Source organism: Clostridium sp. DL-VIII (genome assembly GCF_000230835.1).
Lineage (GTDB): Bacteria > Bacillota > Clostridia > Clostridiales > Clostridiaceae > Clostridium.
This window is the reverse complement of the sequence record NZ_CM001240.1, coordinates 4,367,135-4,391,714: the sequence shown is the minus strand read 5'-3', so window position 1 is coordinate 4,391,714 and position 24,580 is coordinate 4,367,135. Positions and strand designations below refer to the sequence as shown.

At 30.0% G+C, this 24,580-nt stretch carries 16 protein-coding genes and 1 pseudogene; 12 read left to right on the top strand and 5 right to left on the bottom strand.

Annotated elements, in window-relative coordinates:
- Positions 1–388: 388 nt before the first annotated feature.
- The 3 genes from CDLVIII_RS20215 to CDLVIII_RS20205 all read left to right on the top strand — a co-directional run bounded on the left by CDLVIII_RS20215 (position 389) and on the right by CDLVIII_RS20205 (position 4,740).
- Positions 389–1,459 carry an HD domain-containing phosphohydrolase gene (locus CDLVIII_RS20215; RefSeq protein ID WP_009171331.1) on the top strand — a complete coding sequence of 357 codons (1,071 nt, stop codon included), beginning with the start codon at positions 389–391 and terminating at the stop codon, positions 1,457–1,459.
- Between the two features lie 17 nt (positions 1,460–1,476).
- Positions 1,477–4,314, top strand: a complete 2,838-nt coding sequence (locus tag CDLVIII_RS20210) for a response regulator (RefSeq protein WP_035301862.1) — start codon at positions 1,477–1,479, stop codon at positions 4,312–4,314.
- A gap of 63 nt (positions 4,315–4,377) precedes the next feature.
- Positions 4,378–4,740 (top strand): response regulator, encoded by a 363-nt coding sequence (locus CDLVIII_RS20205; RefSeq protein WP_009171329.1) that lies wholly within the window; start codon positions 4,378–4,380, stop codon positions 4,738–4,740.
- Positions 4,741–5,020: 280 nt separating this feature from the next.
- Here the strand turns inward: CDLVIII_RS20205 and CDLVIII_RS20200 are convergent, their stop codons facing one another.
- Positions 5,021–5,656 carry an aldehyde dehydrogenase family protein gene (locus tag CDLVIII_RS20200; protein WP_009171328.1) on the bottom strand — a complete coding sequence of 212 codons (636 nt, stop codon included), beginning with the start codon at positions 5,654–5,656 and terminating at the stop codon, positions 5,021–5,023.
- 568 nt (positions 5,657–6,224) lie between these two features.
- Between CDLVIII_RS20200 and CDLVIII_RS30150 the strand changes: the two are divergent.
- Both CDLVIII_RS30150 and CDLVIII_RS20190 read left to right on the top strand, forming a co-directional pair.
- Positions 6,225–6,554 (top strand): annotated as a pseudogene (locus CDLVIII_RS30150) (spore coat protein).
- A 588-nt stretch (positions 6,555–7,142) separates the two neighbouring features.
- Entirely contained in the window at positions 7,143–7,673 is a 531-nt protein-coding gene (locus CDLVIII_RS20190; protein WP_242835775.1) for a 3D domain-containing protein, read from the top strand.
- Positions 7,674–7,833: 160 nt separating this feature from the next.
- Here CDLVIII_RS20190 and nrdJ read toward each other — a convergent pair whose 3' ends face one another.
- On the bottom strand, positions 7,834–9,927 hold the full coding sequence (gene nrdJ, locus CDLVIII_RS20185) for a ribonucleoside-triphosphate reductase, adenosylcobalamin-dependent (protein WP_009171325.1): 2,094 nt from the start codon (positions 9,925–9,927) through the stop codon (positions 7,834–7,836).
- 789 nt (positions 9,928–10,716) lie between these two features.
- Positions 10,717–11,475, bottom strand: a complete 759-nt coding sequence (locus CDLVIII_RS20180; protein ID WP_035301713.1) for an IS630 family transposase — start codon at positions 11,473–11,475, stop codon at positions 10,717–10,719.
- Positions 11,476–11,576: 101 nt separating this feature from the next.
- Here CDLVIII_RS20180 and CDLVIII_RS20175 point away from each other — a divergent pair, with 101 nt between their 5' ends.
- From CDLVIII_RS20175 to CDLVIII_RS20155, 5 genes are all read left to right on the top strand, one after another.
- Positions 11,577–12,704 (top strand): SGNH/GDSL hydrolase family protein, encoded by a 1,128-nt coding sequence (locus CDLVIII_RS20175; RefSeq protein ID WP_009171324.1) that lies wholly within the window; start codon positions 11,577–11,579, stop codon positions 12,702–12,704.
- Positions 12,705–12,949: 245 nt separating this feature from the next.
- Positions 12,950–13,801, top strand: coding sequence for a 4Fe-4S binding protein (locus CDLVIII_RS20170; protein ID WP_009171323.1), 852 nt, complete (start codon positions 12,950–12,952; stop codon positions 13,799–13,801).
- A 165-nt stretch (positions 13,802–13,966) separates the two neighbouring features.
- The gene (locus tag CDLVIII_RS20165; RefSeq protein ID WP_085959803.1) at positions 13,967–14,776 is read left to right on the top strand and encodes a DUF2935 domain-containing protein; all 810 of its coding nucleotides are present in this window, start codon (positions 13,967–13,969) and stop codon (positions 14,774–14,776) included.
- Positions 14,777–15,573: 797 nt separating this feature from the next.
- Positions 15,574–17,337, top strand: coding sequence for an arginine--tRNA ligase (gene argS / locus CDLVIII_RS20160; protein ID WP_009171321.1), 1,764 nt, complete (start codon positions 15,574–15,576; stop codon positions 17,335–17,337).
- Positions 17,338–17,554: 217 nt separating this feature from the next.
- Positions 17,555–19,315 (top strand): HD domain-containing phosphohydrolase, encoded by a 1,761-nt coding sequence (locus CDLVIII_RS20155; protein WP_009171320.1) that lies wholly within the window; start codon positions 17,555–17,557, stop codon positions 19,313–19,315.
- A gap of 148 nt (positions 19,316–19,463) precedes the next feature.
- Here CDLVIII_RS20155 and CDLVIII_RS20150 read toward each other — a convergent pair whose 3' ends face one another.
- Positions 19,464–21,206, bottom strand: a complete 1,743-nt coding sequence (locus tag CDLVIII_RS20150) for an FtsH/Yme1/Tma family ATP-dependent metallopeptidase (protein ID WP_009171319.1) — start codon at positions 21,204–21,206, stop codon at positions 19,464–19,466.
- 195 nt (positions 21,207–21,401) lie between these two features.
- Positions 21,402–22,307: a LysR family transcriptional regulator gene (locus CDLVIII_RS20145; protein WP_009171318.1), complete on the bottom strand. Its 906-nt coding sequence runs from the start codon at positions 22,305–22,307 to the stop codon at positions 21,402–21,404.
- A 180-nt stretch (positions 22,308–22,487) separates the two neighbouring features.
- On the opposite strand from CDLVIII_RS20145, the gene CDLVIII_RS20140 reads away from it, so the two are divergent.
- The gene (locus CDLVIII_RS20140; RefSeq protein WP_009171317.1) at positions 22,488–23,462 is read left to right on the top strand and encodes an ABC transporter ATP-binding protein; all 975 of its coding nucleotides are present in this window, start codon (positions 22,488–22,490) and stop codon (positions 23,460–23,462) included.
- Between the two features lie 78 nt (positions 23,463–23,540).
- Positions 23,541–24,578, top strand: coding sequence for an ABC transporter substrate-binding protein (locus CDLVIII_RS20135; RefSeq protein WP_009171316.1), 1,038 nt, complete (start codon positions 23,541–23,543; stop codon positions 24,576–24,578).
- Positions 24,579–24,580: the final 2 nt, after the last annotated feature.

Below are 24,580 nucleotides of genomic sequence, written 5' to 3'. Positions count from 1 at the left end.
TAATTGCAAAATAATTATATTAATATTACAATATAGATTATATGAAAGGAGTTTGATACATGTCAAAATTAATAGTGTATTTTTCTATATTTTCAGTATTTGCTATATTGATTTATGTATTCATATATTATACTGCACTAAAATTTTAGAATAAGGTTAGAAGAGATATTTGATTTTTATAATTTTAAGTCATTAACTTGGCAAACCTTTTAATTCATCCCTTTATTGTAGCCAAATGTGTAATAATATGCTAATATAATTAAAGAAGTATTAATCTTAACAATATGCTATTTTTGGCTTAATTGGTAGGATAATACTGGACTTAATATAATGATAAAATAATTTAAATTGTCTATTAGATAAGGTAATTATTCATTTGGAGGTTTCTATGAGAGTTGTTAATGTCTCCAGCCTAAAAGGAGATGAAATACTTGGAAAACAAATTTTCGATGAATCAGGCAGAGTCTTACTTAGTGTTGGAGTAAAACTTAAACCCTATTATATTGAAAGAATTAAAGAACTTGGAATCATTTCTGTATATATTGATGACGAAATATCAAAGAATATAGAAATTGAGGAGAGTATTTCTGATAAAACAAGGCAAATGAGTAAGCATGCGGTAAAAGAGATGATTCAAATATATTGTCGTGAAGGAAAAACTGATAATAAAAGTGTCATGAATTCAGTAAACTCAGTTATTGAGGATATACTTTCAAATAAAGATGTTTTAATAAATGTTGCAGAAATAAGTGCAAGCGACAATAATATATATACTCATTCTGTGAATGTTTGTGTATTAGCTACAATAATAGGAACGCATATGGGGTATACCATGTCAAAGCTTAAAGATGTAGCAGCAGCTGCAATGCTGCATGATATAGGTAGAATAAAAATAATGAATGATAAGAAAATTATATCAGAATTTAAAACTAGGGAAGAATTGGATTCATATATTGAACTTCATCATCCAAAAGTCGGCTATGATTTTTTAGGTGAGCAGCATCAATGGAATGCCTATGTAAAGGTAACTGCACTAATGCACCATGAAAGAAGTGATGGCAGTGGTTATCCGTTAAAATTAAAAGGTAATGAAATAAACGAAATTGCAAAAATAGTATCAATATGTGATGCGTTTGATAATTTGATAACTGGTAAGAATGGATCTGGGCCTAAAAGTGTAAATGAAGTTATTGAATATCTTGTAGGAATGAGTAATATTTATTTTGATGGGGAAATTGTAAAAAAATTTACTAGGAATATAGCTGCATTCCCAACAGGAAGTGCTGTAATTTTAAGCTCAAACGAAAAGGGCTTAGTAATAAAGCAAAATACTTCTATGCCGCTGCGTCCAGTAGTAAAAGTTATATATGATAAAAATGGAAATACAATTTCAGAACCGTATGAAGTTGATTTATTAAAAGAATTAACATTATTTATTTCAAAGGCTTGTGAAATTTAGATTAGGGGAAGAGTTTTATGGGGGATAAGGATATGTATGAAATTATTAGGGATTCAGATGAATATGAAAAGTTAATTTATAATACTTTTCAAAAGTTCTCATATATACATAGCACTAATTATCAAAGTGAGTTTAAAAGATCATTTGAAGAAATAGGTAATCTCTTTGATCTTGATAGGATTTATATTTATTATTTTTCTAAAGATCCTACTTTTATGCGGATAGATTGTCAGTGGAATAAAGAAAGTGTAAAACCTAAAAGAGAAGTAGAAGAAGAAGAGGCGGTTTACGCATTTCCTTGGCTTATTCGAGAAATTAAAAACAATGGATTTGTTGCAATAAATAACAAAGAGGATATTCCTGATGAAGCCATGTTGGAAGCAGAGGCTTTTAGGATGGAGGAAATAAAATCTTCTCTTACAATTCCATTAGAAGATGAAGATAAATTAGTCGGTTTTATAGGTTATGAAAGTTTGTCTAGATATATAATATGGGAAAAAAATAGTATGAAGGCATTAAAAGACATTTCGAAAGTTTTTTCATATACGAAAGCAAGAATAGAGAAGGAAAAAACTTATAAGTCGACAATTAATGGACAAGCGATTTTACTTAATAATTCTGAAGCACAAATATGGGCATTGAAAAATGTTACTTCATATGCAACTGTTAATGAGGCCCATGCAAAGTTTTTTGGAAAGAACAAAAGTGATATGGACTTTCAGGATTTATATGATGTATTTGACATAAATACTGCTAATAAACTTTCAGAATTTAATTGGGAATTGTTTCAAAGTAATATGCCTATTAAAAAGGAACTTGAGATCAAGAATTGGAAAGGCGAAAATAGATTATTAAAAATAAAAAGTAAGCCTCAATTAGATGAAGCGGGAAATATAATGTATCTAATTTGTACAGCTAATGACATTACAGAACAAAGGAAAGCTGAAACTGAACTTTATAAAGCGAAAGAACAGGCTGAAGCTGCCAATATAGCAAAGAGTCAGTTCATTGCTAATATGTCTCATGAAATAAGGACGCCAATGAATGGAATATTTGGTTTTCTTGAATTGCTGCAGTCAACTGATTTGTCAACGGAACAAAGAGAATTTATACGTGAAGCTAAATCTGCGTCTGACATATTATTAGATATTGTTAATGATATACTGGATTTTTCAAAAATCGAAGCTAAAAAACTTACTATGGAGAACATAAAATTTAATTTAAGGACTACAATTGAAGATGCTGTTTCATTAATAGCGCCAAAAGCTGCTACAAAAGGAATCGAACTTTATGCGATGATTAAATCAGGTGTGCCAGAAGAAGTTATTGGTGATCCGTCAAGGCTTAGGCAAATATTAAATAATCTTATAAGCAATGCTGTGAAATTTACAACGGAAGGTGAAATTTCTGTTTCTGTAAGTTATTTAGAGGAAGAAAATGAGATGGCGCTATTGAATTTCGAGGTAAAAGACACTGGAATTGGAATACGTAAAGAAGATATTAATAAGATATTTAAATCCTTTAGTCAAGCAGATGCATCTACAACAAGAAAATATGGAGGGACAGGACTTGGACTTGCCATATGTAATGAATTAGTTAAAATGATGGGTGGAGAAATTTGGGCTCAGAGTGTATTTGGGGAAGGTTCTACATTTAAGTTTAATGTGAGATTAAAAATAGCGAAAAGAGCTAATAAACAGAAATTTGACTTTGAAAAATTTAAGAATATTAATGTTCTAATTGTAGATGATAATGAAAATAATAGGAATATTTTTAGTTCACACCTAGAAAAGACAGGTTTAAATATATTTCAAGCTGAAGGTGCCACTAGCGCCATTACTGCAATTATTTCAAAGGCAAATACAGAAAATAAAATAAATATTGCTCTTATAGACTATCAAATGCCAGGAATGAATGGATATGAACTTGCAACAACATTAAGAACAATGCCATTTGCAAAGGATATTCAGTTAATACTTTTAACATCTGTTACGCAAAAGGTAGATATAAAGTCTATAAAAGAATATGGATTTTCAACTCTTTTAGCTAAACCTGTTAAGAAAGATGACTTGTTAAGCTGCATTGCTAAAACACTAGGCTTGGAAAATGAAGAAGAGCAAGCCATAATAAAACATAATATTAAAAATTTTAATAATGCACTAAACCCAAAGATCTTATTGGTTGAAGACAATGAAGTCAATCGTAAAATAGTTATAAGGATGCTTAAATCTCGTAATATGACTTGTGATGTGGCGATAAATGGAAGTGATGCGTTAGATGCAGTGTCTAAAAAAGATTATGATGTTGTTTTTATGGATTGTCAGATGCCAGTTATGGATGGTTATGAAAGCACGGCAAGAATAAGGCACCTTGAAGGGGATAAGAAACATACTACAATTATTGCGATGACTGCTAATGCAATGGCTGGAGATTGTGAAAAATGTATTAAAGCTGGAATGGATGCTTACATAAGTAAACCGATTGATTTTGATAAAATGTTTAAGATGATAGAAGAAAATATGAAATATGGAAATGATGAGCCCAATTATAATAAGATAATAGATGATAATATTGATCGCTTTGTTGAAGTTACGGGATTGGATAAAGATGATGCGATGGAAATATTTGAGGATTATATAAAGTGTCTTCCGGATTTAATATCAGGTATTGATGAAGCTATTAAAAATAATGAATTTGAGAAGTTGGCAAAATTGACGCATGAATTAAAAGGCTCTTCCGGAACTTTGAGAATAACTTCCATTCATGAATTGGCAATAAAACTTGAAGTAGAGGCTTTGAATCATGATATAAAAGGATGCCATGAGTTTTTCAAACAAATCAATGATTTATTTTAGTAAACAGATATTAAAAATTAATAAATAGATTTAAAAATTAAAAGGTACAAAGGAGTTTTTAATATGAAAAAGGTATTAATAGTAGATGATTCGTCGTACATGAGGATGTTTGTAAAAAAGATAGTTAAAAAAGGTGGTACATATATAATGCTTGAAGCATCCACTAAGGATGAGGCGATTGAGACATTTAACAGCGCAAATCCAGAAATTGTTATTTTGGATCTAAATATGTCTGAGCTTAGAAAAGATGGGATTGATGTATTAACAGAAATAATGAGAATAAATCCTGAAGCGGTTGTAATTGTTATTTCAGCAGTTGGATATGAAGATGTAAAAGATGAGTGTCTAGAGCTTGGAGCAAAGAGTTACCTTAAGAAACCTTTTGAAACTGAGGAATTATTACAGTTGTTAGAAAAATATAAATAATTAGAACAGTGTTTTAAATAAACTTCATACATAATAAGTAGTTGCGTACATAATTAAAGATGATAAACGAAAAGCTATCCCTGAGAGGATGGCTTTTTATATTAAAAAACATAATTTCTAACTTGGTAAAAATGTAATTATTTAAAAAAAGTGAAAATATAATGGATAAAGTAAACTTTTTATATCATTATCTATGATATGATTTTCCATTATATATTTCACTCAGAGTTTCAAAGGTGAATTAAATTTCCTTGTGAGAAATTTAATTATTGTCATCATATTAAAGCGCTACCTTTTCTTCATTACAACTATTTATTGCTGAGATTAAGGTTACCTTTTCGTTTTCAATTAAGATATTAGTACTTTCGTTACTAGGTTCTTTCACTGTAACTACAAGATTTTTAGGGCCACCTATAGCTTCTATGGCATTATTGATGAGTTTAATAGCGTAAGAAAACACATTTTTCATATTTTTATTTGATGAAAATACAATCGCATTTCCAGATTTAAGAGTTAAAATGCTATTTTGAATTATAGTTTCAAGTGAATTTGAAGATTCAATAATTATTCCGCTAACTAAGCAAGAATCATTATAAGCATTTAATTTATTATTCGTAGATAGTATTGAATAGTTTTTGTAATTATTCAATGCAGCAATGTTATCATGAAGAATTTCATCATATGAATCTTGTCCTATTTCTTTGCAGAACATGGTGCTGAGTTCCTCGAGGTGATTATTTAGTGTGCTAATAGCTGCATTTGTGATATCATTCCTTTTGTTAGTATCAAGATTAGAGTATTCTTCTGCGGCTACACAGGCTAATCTAATGGCATCATCCATAGTGTCAAATACACCGCAGTCCCCTTGACGATCTATTACAGTTGCATATTGGAGTGGCTTCTTTATTATCATCATTTTTATCTCCCCTTTTCCCTAATTAATAAATATAATTTTTATAAAAGTTATAGTATTGCGAAAAAATAGAATAAAGTTAAATAATTAACGTTAATATTTTAACAATTATAAAGAAAAAATATATATTGATTTCTCTATATCTTATTCAATATTATAACAATATGTTACTATTAATTCAATAGGATATTTAGAATTTTCTGAAATTTTGTTAGGGCTTGTTAAAAAACTAACCAATCAGAGGGAGTGTTTTAGAGCAAAGCTACCATTATTGATATAATAATCAATGTTTTAACAAAGTCTGTAAGTTATTTAAATTAGACTGTGAAAATGTTTTATTATATAATATTATCGGAATAATAATTTTTTATAAATGATTTGAAATTAAAAATGCAGTTCTTTTAGTCACTGCACCTTATATTTCTATTCAATATAATAATTTCGCCATGATGGCGATTGGTTAGGATAGTATATAATACGATATTGTAGATAAATAATAGTATAAAAATAATCTCCTAGTGGCAAATTATTTGTTGTATAAACAATAATATTAAATTAGGAGGTAATTGTTATGCAATTAGGTGGTCACGAAATGCATGATTTACATGAATTAACTATAAGTTGTGTAAATTCTATAACAAACATGGCTATGTTTATAAATGCATCCCAAGATATGAAATTAAAAGTAATGATATAATCTCATTTTCCAGCACATATTCAAGATTATAATATGAAGGTTGAATTTTTGAAGGATGCTTTTACTATGAGCTGTAATCATGCATATGAAGTTTGGCAATATATGGTCAGAAAGGGATATTACCCATTAGATCCGGCACCCCAGAATACACTTGGCACCATTTCAGCTATATATGGTGAGGTTCGTGAGCCAGAATTAGTTTAGAAAAAATTTATATATTGAGATTGATTAGTTAATATATAGTATAAAAACGACAAGCGGCTAGTAAAGTTTATATTTCCTAACACATATATTTTACATAGATATAAATTTATAAGGAATGAAAAAATATGTTCGGTCTAGATATGAAGGTGTTTAATTATATTTATAGTAATTGTCGTCAGATTGGGAGTATATTTGGCTACGGGGCTTTTGAAGGGTTTATAATGTATGGTGGCTTAATTTCAATAGGGGTATTGAAATTCTTTGAATATACCAAGAAATTAAAAAAGTGATTTCTTAGTGATATTTTGGGTTTTGTTAGTTGTATGTTTATTACTAAAATACAAGTATTAAATTTAATATAATTATAACTTTTTTCTATATATAACAAAGTTTACCCTTGACTTAAAAAAAATATTAGATTATAATAAGTGGAAATGCCATATCGGTGACTAATGCAGTCGAAAAATGTATAAGTTTGCAAACTGCAAATAAAACACAAGGAGTGGTTGTTTGATAAAATTTAATTGAAATTTACTAAAAGTAATATTTCTTTTAGTAGTATTTCATATGAATCTCGGAGCAGATTATTTGAATGTTAAACAAAAAGATTTTATTATAAATAAAACTGTTACAAGCAAATATGTCGATAGTTCTGAGATGGAAAATGCTGAAACAGAAAGGCATGAAGATCCAGCGAAGGAAAATACTGAGATTTCAGCGAATGACATAAATGAAACACCAGCAGAAACTGAAAAGGTTGAAGCTGCACCGACAAAAGCTCAAGAAAACCAAAAACCGATAGGTGTGCCAATAAAGGCTGAATTAACTGCATACTCTAATGATCCAAAATGTTCAGGAAACTGGGGAGCACAAACAGCAATGCAGACGAAAACTAGGTTAGGGGTTATTGCAGCTCCATCGAAAATACCACTTGGAAGTAAAATTTACATTCCAGACTTAACAAATTATAAAGCCGATGGTATATTTGATGTTGAAGATAGAGGTGGAGCAATTAAAATAAAGAAAGATGGTACATACGTAATAGATGTATGGGTGCCAACTTATGAAGAAGCCGAAGAATTTGGAAGAAAATATACAACAATCTATTTATTAGAATAGTATCTACAATTGAATTGAGAGGAATATAATTCTTGAGTAAAAATTCGTAATTCCATGCAGGAATTTTGATTAACGTTGGATTAAGATGCCTAAAGATTATTTTTAATAATCAAATGTGAAAGCCAGCACCGTTAAAAGGTGCTGGCTAAAATTATATTTATTATCGTACAGGACAAACTCCATTAGCACATTCTTTATCAATAATTTCATGCTCTTCATCATCATCTAGTTCTGCGAGCAGTTCATAGTCTATAGGTTTAATATTTTTTACACGTTCCTCATAATCTTCTTTTGTTGTAGATTCATAAGGTAAAAGCGGATAAGTTTCATCCATCAGCGGAAGGAAAGTTATACCAACGACATAATCAAAGTTTTCATATAACCAATTTGCAACAGCTTCCCATTCATCATCTCTTACATGTACAGTTATTGAAGTGTTATGATCAGTCCAATTTATCATTGAAAGTTTATAAAGTTCGAGTTGTTCTATAGCTCCAACATCATATTTTGTTTTTCCGTCAGGAGCTTTTATTGGAAACTCTATAACTTTTGTTGTGCAGTTTTCATCGCTTTGCCCATTTTCATTATAAATAGGATAGCATTTTAATTTTTCTATCATTTTGTATAATGGATCAGATACAGAAATTCTAACTCTTCTAATATAATAATTAGAATGTGAATAATGTATTCCAGAACTTACACATGGAAGTGTTGAAAGTGAACCTTCCGGTTTAATTGTAGTCATAAGTTCTGGTGCTGAAATTCCAAGCTCGGCGCAATATCTATTACCTTCATTTTTTACAACTTCTCGGAGGTGCTTTAATAATTTTCCTAACTCTTCATAGCTCATATTAGTTTTGTTTATCATATCCATCATGCCAGTTAAGGAAATTCCGACTATCCTATCAGCCTGCATAATCTTATCCCAATCTGGAAGTTCAACATTTACTAAGGTCATTCTTATAGCCACTCTTGCAGATAATTTTATTATTTCTTCCAAGTGTTTAATATCTAATTCATGATCGTTATTTACAAAGGCCACTAAATTATTTGTAGATAAGTTGCAACATTGATGTGAATTGAGTAAAATTTCTCCACATGGGTTGCATCCTTTAAAAGTAGATTTTCTTTTTTTGGCTTCCATACCATTAATAAAGCCCGGTTCACCATTAATTTTTATGGAGTTTAATATTTCCTTTATTTTATCTAATGAAGGTTTCTCTTTGTACAATACAGAATTGTTGCTCATTTTTCTATGAGAAACTTCTGAGTTCTCAATCCAATTTCCATCAACTATTTTGTAAAGATTACTTTTAGCATTTATTACATCATAATCATCCTCATCACAGATAATCATCATGGCACTACGACGTACACCACCAGAAACTACATTTTCACTTATTATTGTTGCTATATCTAAAACATCAAGTGACTTTAAGCTGCCATCTGTGAGCTTATTGCAGACTTTATTAATCTTTTCAAACATTCTTTTTAATGAATTGTGCCCAGACGCCCTACCACCAAATCTCTTTAAGCGTTCACCTTCTGGTCTGACATAACTATAATCAATTATGATTTTATGTATGTTTTCATACTCAGGAGCTGTAACTAATTGAAAATATGTTTCTAGAGCAGCGCACCAGCCTTCTTTACTATCACCAACCTTAATGGCAGCAACAGATGAATCTTTATCATCTATAATAAGCTTTGTGTCTTCCATATATTCTTTTGGCATATATTTATGAACATCTTCAGTATATTGTCCAAGCAATGCTATTTTTCTTATTTTAGGCATCTTAGAGATTAAGTCACTATCAATTCTAACTCCTACACCAGAGCCAACCATAAGAAGATAAAATACATCTACAAAATCATGGAACTTTTCAATCATTGTAAAAGAGCAGTTATAATTTGAAAGAGGGTATTCCTTTACTATATCTGTTCCACCCATATAGAGAGTTCTTCCTGATGTAAAAGTTCTTAAATTGTATAAGTTATCAAATAAAAGTTCAGCTTCCTTTGTTTCATTTTGTAGATTTATATCTAATCCATGCTTCTTTTTAAATTCAATACCAAGTTCAATATTATATTCTGTTGTTCTAAGAACTGTTTCAAACCAATTTTCTCTTCTTTTTTTGTCATTTAAATATCTTGAGTAAGTTCTTAAATATACGAATTCACCAATATTACTTAAAGGTGTTTTTTCAACCTCTCTATATTTACTCAAGAATTTTTCCGATAATATTTTACTCATGTATATTCCTCCAAGTATAAGTTTTTATAGAGTCTAAGAATTTCTTATAAAACCTTATATTATTTCTAGTTATAATATTTTCATATGAAAAAGATATTATTATTTTAAAACATTTATTTGATAAATACAATATGTTGTGTTGCAAAATATTTTTAGCACTATATATGGACATGTTCTCCGGTTTGATTTATGCAAGGATTCACGAAATTTATAGAATAAAATAAAATTTATGAGAAAACTATATCCATATTTTGAAAGAAAATATAGATATTTATCAAAAAATAAATCTAATTAATTAAAGAAAAAGCATGTAGTCAATAAGGATTAGTGGAAGAAGCTGTAAGAAAGTATTATGATATGTATTAGAGTAATAAGAAATGTAATTATATATGAAAACTTAACTGTGAATTTTTGTATTAATAAAATTAAATGATCGATAGTATAAAATAAATTATATAAATTTTAATAACTAACTGCTAATATCATACGGGGTAAACCTACTGTATAAAATAACAAAGCTTTTTTAGTTTACCCTTGTCCAAATTTAATGCATCTAAATGTGACTTAATTTGTTGAATTAACTGAGAAAAAACTTCAAATACAGTATTATGAATTACAGCTTGGCGTAAGTTTTTCCAAAGGTGCTCAATTGCATTTAACTCAGAACAATATGGTGGAAGGTATAAAAAAGAAATATTTTCTATACCTTCTAAGAAATCATCTATACCTTTAAAATGATGATATCTAGCATTGTCCGCGATGAATATAACCTTTTTATTTTGATAATTTTCAGAGACCGTATTTTAAAAAAGACTTAAAATTATCTGAATTTCCTTTATCAGAAATCTTATAGATAAGATCACCGGTCTCAGGGTTAGTAGCACCAAATATAACAGCTCTTTTTCTTGTGCCACCTGGTAAAGTTTTAACTATAGGCTGAACTCCGACTTTAGTCCAAACGGCAGTCGCAGACGGCTCTGATGTTATAATAGCTTCATCTTCATAGAGAATCACAGTATTTTCGTCTTTTGATATTATCAAATTCGATAGTTTTTCTCTAAAATTAGTTAAAGTTTCTTTATCAATTTTATTACTTAATCTTTTAGCTCTAGTTTTTGAGTAGTTAAGTCTAGAAAATATATTATAAGCTGTACCAAGTGAAATTTTTTTATTGAAGTTTAAACTTACCCAATTTACAAGAAGTTCACCAGTCCAATTATTATAATTGAGACCGGAATTATAGGGGGATTCTTTTAAAATATTATCAACAATAGCAAGTTCATCTGATGTTAAAATTGTTTTCTTTGGGGCGTGCTCTAAGTCTTTCAAGCCTTCTAATCCAAATTTATTATATCGATGAATAGTCGTTCTAATCGTAGCATCAGATTGTTTTAAAAGAAGAGAAATTTCAACACTAGATTTTCCTTCAAATAAATGCAATATAGTTAATAATCTAGTTTTAATTTTTGGATTTTTCTCACTTTTATATAGCGCTTTTATAGTTTCATAAGATGCATGCTTTGTATTAACAGTTAATCTTTTTCTCATATGGACCTCCTGCTTAAATATTTGATATTTTAGTATGTCCATATATGAGAAATTTAAATAGCAACCTGTAATTAAAATTTATATAATAGGAGGAAGAGAAAATGAAAGAAAATGAAAGATTAAAATCATATAAATTATCTGATATTAACAATTTAAAAATTCATGGAAGAACAACTGGATGCCTTGAGCCATTAACATTATTTTGGACTGGAAGCGCGATTGAATTAAATGCAAAAGGTTCCGAGTTATGGATTGAAGTAGAGTCGGATTATGATATATTTGAACAATGGATAAGTATAAGAATTAATTCAGTTCCTGTAAGCAGGCAAATGTTAAACAGAGGAAAATACTGGATTTGTGTATTTAGAGGTATGGATGAAAATGCTATGAAAAATGTCCGTATAATAAAGGATGTTCAGCCTATGAGTGAAGATATAAACTGCTATATGAAGATACATAGAGTAAAATTTGATGGGGAATTTTTACCTATTGAAGATAAGGCATATAAAATTGAATTTATAGGAGATAGTATTACTTCAGGAGAAGGAGCGATAGGGGCTAAAGAAGAAGAGGATTGGATTCCTATGTTCTTTAGTTCAGTAAATAATTATACAGCAATAACAGCAGAAGCATTAAATGCAGAGTACAGAATTATTTCTCAAAGTGGCTGGGGAGTACTAACCAGTTGGAATAATAACCCACATGAAAATATTCCTGAGTATTATGAGAAAGTCTGTGGAGTTCTTAAGGGTGAGAAAAATAAAGCATTAGGTGCCTTAAATGAAAATGATTTTAGTTTATGGCAGCCAGACATCATCGTAGTTAACCTCGGAACAAATGATGCTGGTGCGTTTGATTATCCAGAATGGAAAGATGAAATAACAGGAGAGATTTATAAGCAAAGATTAAATGATGATGGAAGTTTTAATGAAGAAGACATAGAAGCCTTTGAAAGGTCAGTAGAAAACTTCATTGTTAAGCTTAGAAAATATAATAAGAAAGCACATATTATATGGGTGTATGGAATGTTAGGTTTGGAGCTTATGCCATATATTTATCGCGCGGTAGATTCTTATGTGAAAAGTACAAATGACAGGATGATTTCTGTTTTTCAACTACCTAATACAACAAGTGAAACAGTTGGTGCTAGAAGTCATCCGGGACTTTTAGCTCATGAAAAGGCGGCAAGGGAATTAACTGAATTTATAAAGGAAATTTTAATAAGATAGCTGAAGATTAGAATAGCTAATATCAATCTCTGTAGAGTGTATAAATTAATAGCTTAACTATATAAATAGCAGAACTTCTTTTTATTATTTAAAGGTTGTGAAAATTATATTTTCTATTAAACAAATGTATAATTACAGAAATCCTTAGGACTGTGATTAAAATCACAGTTATACATATGAAAGAGTGATATTATAACTTTTTGAGTGTATTATATATTTTTTATGGAGAAAGGATTGAAAAACAATTGAATAAAGAAGAACTTAATTTACTAAAATTAGAAGGTTATATGCAGCAGCAGGATAAAGAGTATTTTTCACTTAGAGTTCTCACTTCAGCAGGAAACTTAAATTCAGACCAGGTACGCTGTTTATCGGATATAGCTGACAAGTATGGCAGAGGATATATTGGATTTACAACAAGACAGTGTATAGAAATTCCATGGATAAAAGAGGAGTCTATTCCTGAAGTTAAAAGAGCCATTGAAGGGGCACATATTACAACTGGAGGGACAGGCTATAGGGTTATTGCTGTAGCAGCCTGCAAGGGTACACTTTGCAAGTATGGATTAATAGATTCACAGGAATTATCGAGAAAACTGGAGGAAAAGTTTTTAGGAATGGATGTTCCAGGTAAATTTAAAATTGGAATAAGCGCATGTCCTAACAATTGCGTAAAAGCGCCACTGAGTGACTTGGGTTTTATGGCTCAAAATAAACCTAGAGTTGAAGAGGATATTTGTAAAGGATGCAGAATATGTGAACGCACTTGTAAGGTAGATGCAATTGAAGTGATAGAAAAAAAGGCTAAAATAAATTATGATAAATGTGTTTCTTGCGGTCAATGCATAAAAGCATGTCCATTCAAGGCGATGGAGCTTGAGAAGGAAGGAATAGCAGTATTTATAGGCGGCAAAGGCGGAAGGCAATTAAGAATAGGGGAAAGGGCTCAGAAACTCTTTAATATAGATGAATTAGTACAACTTACTGAAAAAGTTATTAATTATTCTAAAGAAAATTCTCAAAAGGGTGAAAGGTTAGGTAGCACAATAGATAGGTTAGGACTTGATCATTTAAGAAAATCATTAGATATTAAATAAAAACTAAGTGCATTTTCTCATAGTTAAAGAAAATGCATTTTGCATATAAAATATTTAGTGGAAGTTACCAAAGCTATAGAATTATTATATTGGTTGAATATTTTAATGTATTAAATTATGAATGATTAGCATACATATAAATAAAAATTTTTTAGGAGGATTATCTTGGTGGAAAATGGTATCAGGGAAATTACTCTTTTCGAACACCGATTTTGGTTACAAATTTTAGGAGATCATTCTAGATTTATTTTAAATTCACTTTCACCAAAGGAAAACAGCTTTGTTCATAAAGCTAATGAATTCATTAATTTATTTGATGATTTATTGGCAAGATCACGTAAGTCAATTTCAAATGAAAATCTTCATGAACTAAATTATAAGTCATATTCTGCTGCAATGAAGATAAGAGAATTTAAATTAGTTATTCTATGTAAACAAATTGAAGATAAAATTTACATTAATCTTCCACCTACATTTATAAATCATATGCTTAACGAACTAGAAGAATATCTTACCATTTTAAATGATTTAATTAAGGGAAATATACCGCCAATAATAGATTTACATCTTCATTTACTTTGGCTCCCGGATGGAAGTGGACATGCAGAAACTATAGCTAGCACTTTGGATATGACACAGAAGGAATTAATAAAAATCAGTAAGGAATATTCAAAAATATTTACTGACTTATACTTAAGAACAATAGAGTATAAAGGATATACAAGAACTAATATTTGCGAGTTCGAAGCATTAAGAAAGCATAATATTTATGCTTATGAGGTAATGAATTGCTTTAAAAAGTTCTTGAAAGAATTGGAAGCAGCAGTTCAAGAGAAAAAAGTTTTAGGAACCATATATCCTTTAATGCTTGACCACATGTATAGAGAAGAATGCTATTATCTTACAAAGCTTTCAATGATATCTAACATTGAAGCTCCAAACTGTAATCCAACAAAACCTAGAATTGAAGCTTGAATATAAAAAAGGTATTAGGAACAAGTATTTTTATTCAAATTTAAAAATAAATATAGTGAAAATTTTTATTAAGACAGTAACTAGTTGTTTTATGAGATTAGCTACTGCCTTTTTGTTGTACATGGCACTTCATATGACATAATTGGTATCTAATTCCAAAAAAGTGAGAACTATTCATTATTTTATAAAAATTAGATAAAGAAGAAGCTGAAAGTATAAATAGAGAGCTTGAAAAACATGATAAAAATAAAGAATGAAGACTATTAGACAACTCAATTATTGACAGAAATGATTCCCAGCATTACAATAAAAATATTGTAAGGCAGATTCATTTAATAATGAAGCGAAGTAATAAGAAGTTTTCGCCTTTGTTTTGTCTCTTATATTATAATAAGGCACAATCAAATAAATAACAAGTTCATTTGCCAGACTATTTTCCATCATAAAGGAAGCTCGACTCACATACGCTCCCTGAGTAAGCGATTCACACAAAATCAAAGATTTTGGTTCTCTGCTCATCGGCAAAATACCATAATAGACCCACTATGATGGCACTTTGTCTCCTTGCCTGATAAAAAATATCCATGGCAACTTTGAACCTGTTATTTATTTTCATGTGCCTAAGAGACTTTTTAAATTTCTAATAAATTGTAGGGTTTTGAAGCCTCACGGGCTCATTAATCTAGAATTTAAATATTGCACTGAAGCTACGTGCATTTTGGTATAGAATAAAATAACGAATTATTGTGATCGTTATTTATTATGTATTTTAACATCAATAACATTAGGAGGTTTCAATGAAAAATTTAGTTATTCAATTAACGGAATTAGTTCAATCAAAATTTGAAAGTTTAGGGTATGATAAGGAATACGGAAGAGTAGAGATATCTAATAGACCTGATTTATGTCAGTATCAATGTAACGGAGCATTAAAAGCAGCAAAGATTTATAAAAAGGCACCTATAGCAATAGCAAATGAGGTGGCTGAAATTTTAAAACAGGAAGAAATTTTTGGCGATGTTACAGCAGTTGCTCCAGGCTTTATTAATATAAATATAAAGGATAGTTTCTTAACTAAGTACATAAATGAAATTTATAAGGATGAAAAGTTTGGATGTACAGCTTCAGAAAAGCCTATGAGTATAGTAGTTGATTATGGTGGCGCTAATATTGCTAAGCCGCTGCATGTTGGACATTTACGTTCAGCTATTATTGGTGAATCAATAAAAAGAATTGGTAGATTTTTAGGTCATACAGTAACTGGAGATGTTCACTTAGGAGACTGGGGACTTCAAATAGGTATGGTTATTACAGAAGTTCAAAGAAGAAAACCAAACCTTGAATATTTTGATGAAAGTTTTACTGGTGAATATCCTACAGAAGCACCATTTACTATTGATGAACTCGAAGATATATATCCAGCTGCAAGTAAGCTTGCTAAAAGTGATGAGGAAGCTATGGCACTTGCTAAGAAGGCTACAGCAGAGCTTCAAGAAGGAAGAAGAGGCTATATTGCTCTTTGGAAGCACATAATAAATGTTTCGGTTTCTGATTTAAAGAAAAATTACGCTGCTCTTAATGTTGAATTTGATTTATGGAAGGGTGAAAGTGATGCGAACCCTTATATAAATGATATGGTTAAATATTTTAAAGATAATAATTATACTCATTTAAGTGAAGGCGCTCTTGTTATAGATGTTGAGGAGGAAACTGATAAGAAACCAATGCCGCCAATTATAATACAAAAATCAGATGGTGCAGCGCTTTATGGGACTACTGATTTAGCTACTATAATTGAAAGAGTTAAGGATTACAATCCAAATGAAATAATATATGTAGTTGATAAGCGTCAAGGTCTTCATTTTGAGCAGGTATTTAGATGCGCAAGAAAGACTAAATTAGTTTCAGATGATATGAAATTCGAGTTCGTAGGGTTTGGAACTATGAATGGTAAAGATGGAAAGCCATTTAAAACAAGAGAAGGCGGAGTTATGAGGCTTCAAGACCTTATCTCTATAATTAAAGGTAATGTAAAAGAAAGAGTTAACAATAATGATAAGATATCAGCTGAAGAAGGCGATGAAATAGCAAGAATAGTTGGATTAGCTGCATTAAAGTATGGAGATTTATCAAATATACCTACAAAGGATTATATATTTGATATTGATAAATTTTCTTCATTTGAAGGAAATACAGGTCCGTATATTTTATACACTGCAGTTAGAATTAAATCCATTCTTAATAAAGCAAAGGAAGAGCTTAAAGATTTTGCAGGCGATATAAAAATGCCAGCTACCAGCGTTGAAAGAGATTTAATGCTTGCATTTATAAGATTTAATGATGTTGTTGAAGGTGCATTTAGAGATAAAGCACCTAATAGGTTATGTGAATTTATTTATGAAGTTTCAAATTTATTCAATAGATTTTATAATGAGAACAGAATATTAAGTGAAGAGGATAAAGAAAAGAAACTTTCATGGTTAAATTTATTGGCTTTAACTGTAAGTATACTAGAAACTGCTTTAGATTTACTAGGAATGGAAATACCTGAAAGAATGTAATCTTAAAAAAGTAAATAGTTTTTATATAATAACTTTCCTCCACATTATTCAATTAAATAATGTGGAGGATTTTTTAAAAGTATTAAATATATATTGAAATATTAAAATAAAACATTAAAGAATATAGCATAATTAGTCGAAAAAACTAATAGACTCTATTAAAATATTTTATGACTTTAATAATTACATGAATTTTGAATAGAATTGAGGAACAAAGATGTCTAGATTAACTAAAGAAAAAATTACTTCATTACTAAATGGAAATAGATTAAGATATGCAACCTTTAAAATAAGTTTAATATATTTAATATGTGGATTTATTTGGATTTACTTTTCAGAAAGAATTACGTATTTATTTTTTTGTAGTGGAAATAACCTTCTCACAGCAAATATGTATAAAGGATACATATTTATAATTATAACGTCATTTATTCTTTATTTCTTGATGAAAAAGTTTTTAAGTATAATTATTTTAAGGGAAAAAGAACTTAAAAATAGTAATATGGAACTTGAAGCATACATACAGCAATTGGCTATAAGCAAAGAAAAATTGAGAATTCAGTATAAGAAGATATGCAAAGACGAACAACAACTGATTAAAAGTGAGGAAAAAAATAGAGCAATAATTAAAGCAATGCCGGATACGCTATTTATTATTAACTTCGAAGGTATTCTTATGGATTATGAAGTAAATGAGGAGAATATATTAGTAAATAATAAAGAAGAACTTATTGGAAAAACAATAGCTGAAATCATACCTAGAGAAGTTGGAGAACTTGCTTATAAAAATTTAGAGCTAGTCATCAAAAGTGGTAATTTATGTAGCTTTGAATGTAAATTGACTAATGAAAATATAGTGAAACATTATGAATGCCGAATGGTGATTAAAGGGGAAAATGAAGTTCTGGCAATAGTTAGAAATATTACTAGGAATAAAGAATTAGAAAGAAACCTGGAGTATTTAAGTTATAATGATCAGCTTACAGGAGTAAAGAGCAGAAGGTTTTATGAAGAAGAATTAAAGAGGCTAGATGTAAAAGAGAATTTACCATTAACTATTGTTTTAGGTGATGCAAATGGATTGAAGCTAATTAATGATTCTTTTGGACATATAGCTGGAGACGAACTTATACATAAAATTGCAGAAATTATAGAAAAAGAATGCAGACCTAACGATGTTGTTGCTAGATTAGGTGGAGATGAATTCGTTATCTTGCTACCTAATACAGATGCAGATGAAACAGAAAAAATAATTAAAAATATTAATAAATCAGCATTAAAGGAAAAAGTACAAAATTTAGACGTATCAATATCTTTTGGTTATGAGACTAAGAGGTATGAAGAAGAAGATATTCAAGATATATTTAGGAAAGCTGAAAACTATATGTATAAGAGAAAGCTTTTTGAAAGTTCATGTACAAGGGGAAAGACGATAGAAACAATAATTAATACTCTTAATGAAAAAAATAAAAGAGAAGAGCAGCATTCAGTTAGAGTTTCAGAACTATGTAGAAAGATGGGAGAAGTTCTTGAGCTGCCTGAAAGAAAGATTCATGAACTTAAGACAGCAGGATTACTTCATGACATAGGAAAAATAGCTATAGAAGAAAGTATACTTAATAAAGCTGGTAAACTAGACCAGGAAGAATTAAAAGAGATCAAAAGGCATCCAGAAATAGGTTATAGAATATTGAGTACAGTGAACGAATTATCTGAAATAGCAGAATATGTGCTTTTACATCATGAGAAATGGAACGGAGAAGGGTATCCTAAAGAATTAAAAGGAGAAGCTATACCACTTGAATCAAGGATAATAGCTATAGCAGATGTATATGATGCTATTATTAGTGATAGAAGTTACCGCAAAGCATTATCAAAAGAATTTGCAGTAGAAGAAATAAGAAGAAATGCAGGTATTCAATTTGATCCTTATTTAGTAAATGTATTCATAGAAAAAGTCTTGGCTCAAGGAAAATGATAAGATAAATAATTAAAAATTTTATACAATGATTAATAGTATTATGAGATTTGAGGCTTAGAGTCTGGAATAGTTTTGTGCCCATTTATTTATGTTCTTGAAATTAATTCAAGATAGATGAATAAATGGGCACAGCTTTTAATTTATATTATCTACATAGTAACTTTTTTAGTCCATCTTCATATAAAGTTTCTTCTTCCAATAGCTTTAAGGCTATCTTCTCAAGAGAAGTTATATTTTCTTTTAAAAGCTTTAAGGTTTCTTCATATAATTCATTAACAAGGTTTTTACATTCTTCAATAACAGGGTTTCCATAACTGCTATATAAAGAGCCAACACTTGAAAGTTTTATGAGACCTAAGGTTTCTCCCATTCCGTATTCAGTAATCATTTTTAATGCAATATCAGTAGACTGAGAAATATCCCCATATGCTCCAGTAGAAATCTTATCTTTTCCAAAAATAATTTCTTCAGCAGCTCTTCCTCCAAGAGAAACTTTAATCTTATTTTTTAAATAATCAATTCTATGGTAGCTATGGTCTTCGGGAATAGTTAATGTATAGCCGCCAGCACCTTTTGTGGTTGGTATAATTGTTATTTTTGAGACCTTATCTTGAGGGAGCAGCAGCATATTAACCAATCCGTGCCCAGCTTCATGATAGGAGGTTAGAAGCTTATCTTCTTCCTTAAGGTAACTTCTTTCTTTCTTTTCATGCCCAGCCAAAGTTATTGAATAGGCAGCTTCAATATGATTAGAGGTAATAGAATTACTATTATCCTTTGCAGCTAAAATAGCGCTTTCATTTACTAAACTTTCTAATTTTGCACCGGAGAAATAGGCAGTTTTTTTAGCAAGCTCCTTTATATTAATATTTTCATGAGGCTTATTTTTAAAATGCAGAGATAATATTTTTTCCCTAGCATTAACATCTGGAAGTGATACTTCTATATGTCTATCAAATCTTCCGGGTCTTAAAAGAGCACTATCTAGCATGTCCAATCTATTTGTAGCAGCAATTACTACTATACCTTCTTCTTGTCCAAAACCAGACATTTCAGTTAAAAGAGCATTTAGAGTTTGATCTTTTTCATCATTTCCAGAACCATTTTTCCCATTACTTCTTGCTTTACCTATAGCATCAATCTCATCGATAAATATTACTGCTTTTCCATGAGATTTTGCTTTTTTAAATAGATTTCTTACTCTTGCGGCTCCTACACCAACGTATACTTGAACAAAATCAGAACCACTAAGAGCATAGAATGGTACGCCAGCTTCACCTGCTACAGCTTTTGCAAGTAAGGTTTTACCTGTACCAGGGTCACCATAAAGAATTACTCCTTTAGGCATTCGCGCACCATATTTTTGATATTTTTCTGGATTCTTAAGAAAATCAACAATATCCATTAAACTTTCTTTTGCTTCTTCATTACCAGCAACAGCATCAAAATTTAAAGCAGCTTTTTTATCCTTACTAAAATCTTGCACATCCATAGCTGTTATTGAAGAGGTCCCTCCTCTAAATTTTTGTGCAGTCATAACTGCTATTGCAACAATTGATAGCATCAAAATTCCAGTAGGTATAGATTTAGTAAGAGGGGGAGTGGTTTGGTCTTTAACTTCTATTCCGTTAAGTAATAATTTCTCTTTTAAGGTATCTGTATGAGGATTATCTGTATAATATTTATCGCCATTATTTAGGACTATAGTCATTTTAGGAGAAGAATCCAATATGACTGTAGATACATTTTTAGAATTTAGATCCTCTGTAAATATAGAATAACTTTTAGTAACTACATTAGTATTAAAAGTTGAAATCATCAGAAACGTAAGTGATAGTAATGCAGTAATTATAGGAATTACAATGTAATATTTTTTAATTTTATTCATTAAATACCTCCTATATCTTAAAAGATAACTTTATTTTGATTATACATGATTAAATATAGAAGTCTAATTTCTGTCTGCGTTTTTACCAATGTAATTTCTGGAGGATTAAGAATTTAAATCTTTAGGCACATTAACGATATAAATAGGTATTTCAAAGTTTTAAGCATTAAAGTAGATCATACATTAATTATTTTTTTACTTTGCTATAGCTGTATTGGATAAATAATCAATAAAATTTGTTAAAGAAGAAGAGCTTTTTCTATCTGAATTAACAGCATAATATATATTTCTTTGAGTAATAAAAGCTTCGTTAGAAGGAATTTCATGACATAATAAGCTGCCTTCAATAAGTTCACTTTTTATTGCAAGCTTTGATATAACAGATACATGTTGTCCAAGAAGTACTATATGCTTAATTGCTTCGAGAGAATCTAATTCAATAAGAGCATCAATTTTAATTCCAAGGTAATTTAGCAACTTTAAGGTTATGTTTCTAGTAGTGGAATTTTCACCATGAATAATAAAGGAACTTTTCTTTAGTAATTCTGTATTTAAACAGGGCTCTCCTGCCAGAGGATGGTTTCTTGAAAAGAATACGACCATATCATCTTTTAATAAAGCTTGACTAATTATATTGGGAAGCTCAAAGGGTTCAGAAGATATAATACAAACATCAATTTCGTGATTTTGAAGCATATCAAGAACTGTTGGAGCAGTTTTTACCTTTAAGGAAAATGAAAGTTTTGAATTTTTTTGTGAATAATTAGAAAGTATGTGTGGTAATAGATATGTTGCAGGAACGTAACTAGCACCTATATTTATAGTTCCTTTACCATGTTCATATTCTTTCACAACTCTGGCAGCTTCTAAGGTTAAAGCATTAATTTTAACTGCATAGTGATAAAGAGCTTCGCCAGCTTCAGTAAGAAAAATCTTTCCATACCTATTTTCAAATAATTTAACTTTGAACTCTTTTTCCATTGCCTTTAAATGAAATGTAATAGTAGGTTGCTTAAGATTTAATTTTTGTGCAACAATGGTTATTTTTTGTGATTTGTATAGTTCCTCTAATATTTGAAATTTGATTAAATTAATATTCATATTTTTCTCCTTGTAATTTTAATAGATAATTATGTATTCTCAAAAACATTATAGAAAAAATCTATAGCATATAATAGTTTTTATAGAAAAACTTAACTATATATTTACCTATTCATAACATTAAGATAAATTTTGGAATTTATACTGAAAAAGTAGAAGTTATTAGATAAGGAGATAGATATGCAGTTAAGAATAGATGGGATTAAAAAATCTTTCAATAAGGTACAAGCATTAGAGTCAATAAGTTTAATTATAAATAAAGGAAGTTTTACTACTCTTTTAGGGCCATCTGGATGTGGAAAAACAACACTATTAAGATGCATTGCGGGACTTGAAGAACCGGATGAAGGGGAAATATATATGGGAGAGGAATGTTTGTTTTCTAGAGAAAAGAAAATAAATAAAGCCATAAATTTAAGAAACTTTGGCATGGTGTTTCAAGATTTTGCATTATGGCCTCATATGACAGTATTTGAAAATATAGCGTTTGGACTTAGGGCCACAGGACAGCAGAAGGATTTAAGGAAAAAAGTTATGGAAGCAATAGATATGGTAAGACTTCAGGGAATGGAAAAGCGTTTCCCTCACGAGTTATCTGGAGGACAGCAGCAAAGAGTAGCTTTTGCGAGAGCTGTTGTTTTAAAGCCACAGTTAGTTCTATTTGATGAACCCCTTAGTGCTTTAGATGCCATATTAAGAGAAGAGATGAGAGTAGAAATAATTAATTTAGTACATAACATAGGATCTACTGCTATTTATGTTACTCATGATCAAAATGAAGCATTAACTATGTCAGATGAAATTGTAGTTATGAATAAAGGCACGATTCTTCAAAAGGATGCACCTGAAAATATCTATAATAAGCCGATGAAACCTTTTGTAGCAAGATTTATTGGGAAATCAAATTGGCTGATTAAAAACAAAAGATTAGTAAGGCCTGAGCATATATATTTAAAATCCGATGGCTTAGGCGAAGAGTTTGAAACCTATGATGGAGTGGTGAAAGCTTTAAGTTATTTTGGAGATAGGTATGAAATATTAGTAGAAGTTATGGAAGATAAAAAATTCTTAATATACAGTTCATATAGGATTAGGCAGGGAGAAAAGATAAAGCTGTTTATTAAGAAAAAAGATATATATGAGATTGAAGGTTAGAAAAGATGTACAAGTTGTTAAATGGTTTGTAATTGTAAGCAGCAAAATTATATAAAAGAAGAAAAAGGAGTGTTGAAAATGAAATTAAAAAAAGCTTTAGCAATAATTTTAGTTATGGCAATAAGCGGTGCTAGTTTAGTAGGCTGCGGTAAAAGCGCGGTACAGGCTACTTCTGCTGAAAACAATGGAGGAACACCAAAGTTAAATGGTAAGCTCGTAGTATATAGTGCAGGCCCAGACGAGCTGTCTGAAAATATTCAAAAAGGTTTTGAAGAGAAAACTGGAGTTAAAGTAGAATTGTTTAAAAGTACCAATGGAAAAATATTATCGAGATTAGAAGCAGAAAAGGATAAGCCTGTGGCAGATGTTTTAGTATTAGCATCTTTATCTTCTGCACAAGGTTTAATGAAGGATGGTATGACTTTGCCATATAAGGAAGCAAAAAATGCGGATAAGCTTTTCCCACAATGGGCTGAAAAAGATGGAAATTATTTTAATTACAGCTTATCAGCACTAGGGATAGCTTATAATACAAAATTGGTAAAGGAACCACCTAAAAGCTGGGATGAATTAACTAAGGAAGATTTAAAAGATAAAGTTAATATTCCAGATCCATCACTTTCAGGCTCAGCAGCAGAATTTGCTACAGGTTTTGTAAATGCAAAAGGTGATGCAGGCTGGGATTTCTTTAAAAAGTTAAAGGATAACGGAGGTTCCATGGCAGGAGCAAATCAAGAAGCTTTAGATCCAGTTATCACAGGAGCTAAAACCATGGCTGCTGCAAGTGTAGATTATATGACTTATCAAGCTAAGGCTAAAGGAGAGGCTGTTGATTTAGTATATCCGTCTGAGGGGACGATAATAAGTGCCAGACCAGCTTTGATTTTAAAGTCAAGCAGTAATGTTGAAAATGCAAAAGCCTTTATAGATTACTTGTTATCTGATGAAGCTCAGAAGATGGTTTCGGATGCATATTTACTTCCAGGAAGAAGTGATATAAAAACAGAAGGAAGACCAAGTGGAAGTGAAATTCCAACCTTTAAGACTGATTCTGACTGGATGAATTCAAACCAAAAAAATGTTATTGATAAGTTTACAAAAATGTTTAAGAATTAATA

Bases quoted from the DNA above. Each gene is read 5' to 3' on its own strand.
- CDLVIII_RS20175 (WP_009171324.1), top strand. From the start codon at position 11,577: ATGAAAGAAAATGAAAGATTAAAATCATATAAATTATCTGATATTAAC.
- CDLVIII_RS20150 (WP_009171319.1), bottom strand. From the start codon at position 21,206: ATGAATAAAATTAAAAAATATTACATTGTAATTCCTATAATTACTGCA.
- CDLVIII_RS20140 (WP_009171317.1), top strand. From the start codon at position 22,488: ATGCAGTTAAGAATAGATGGGATTAAAAAATCTTTCAATAAGGTACAA.
- CDLVIII_RS20205 (WP_009171329.1), top strand. From the start codon at position 4,378: ATGAAAAAGGTATTAATAGTAGATGATTCGTCGTACATGAGGATGTTT.
- CDLVIII_RS20145 (WP_009171318.1), bottom strand. From the start codon at position 22,307: ATGAATATTAATTTAATCAAATTTCAAATATTAGAGGAACTATACAAA.
- CDLVIII_RS20210 (WP_035301862.1), top strand. From the start codon at position 1,477: ATGGGGGATAAGGATATGTATGAAATTATTAGGGATTCAGATGAATAT.
- nrdJ (WP_009171325.1), bottom strand. From the start codon at position 9,927: ATGAGTAAAATATTATCGGAAAAATTCTTGAGTAAATATAGAGAGGTT.
- CDLVIII_RS20135 (WP_009171316.1), top strand. From the start codon at position 23,541: ATGAAATTAAAAAAAGCTTTAGCAATAATTTTAGTTATGGCAATAAGC.
- CDLVIII_RS20200 (WP_009171328.1), bottom strand. From the start codon at position 5,656: ATGATGATAATAAAGAAGCCACTCCAATATGCAACTGTAATAGATCGT.
- CDLVIII_RS20155 (WP_009171320.1), top strand. From the start codon at position 17,555: ATGTCTAGATTAACTAAAGAAAAAATTACTTCATTACTAAATGGAAAT.
- argS (WP_009171321.1), top strand. From the start codon at position 15,574: ATGAAAAATTTAGTTATTCAATTAACGGAATTAGTTCAATCAAAATTT.
- CDLVIII_RS20180 (WP_035301713.1), bottom strand. From the start codon at position 11,475: ATGAGAAAAAGATTAACTGTTAATACAAAGCATGCATCTTATGAAACT.
- CDLVIII_RS20215 (WP_009171331.1), top strand. From the start codon at position 389: ATGAGAGTTGTTAATGTCTCCAGCCTAAAAGGAGATGAAATACTTGGA.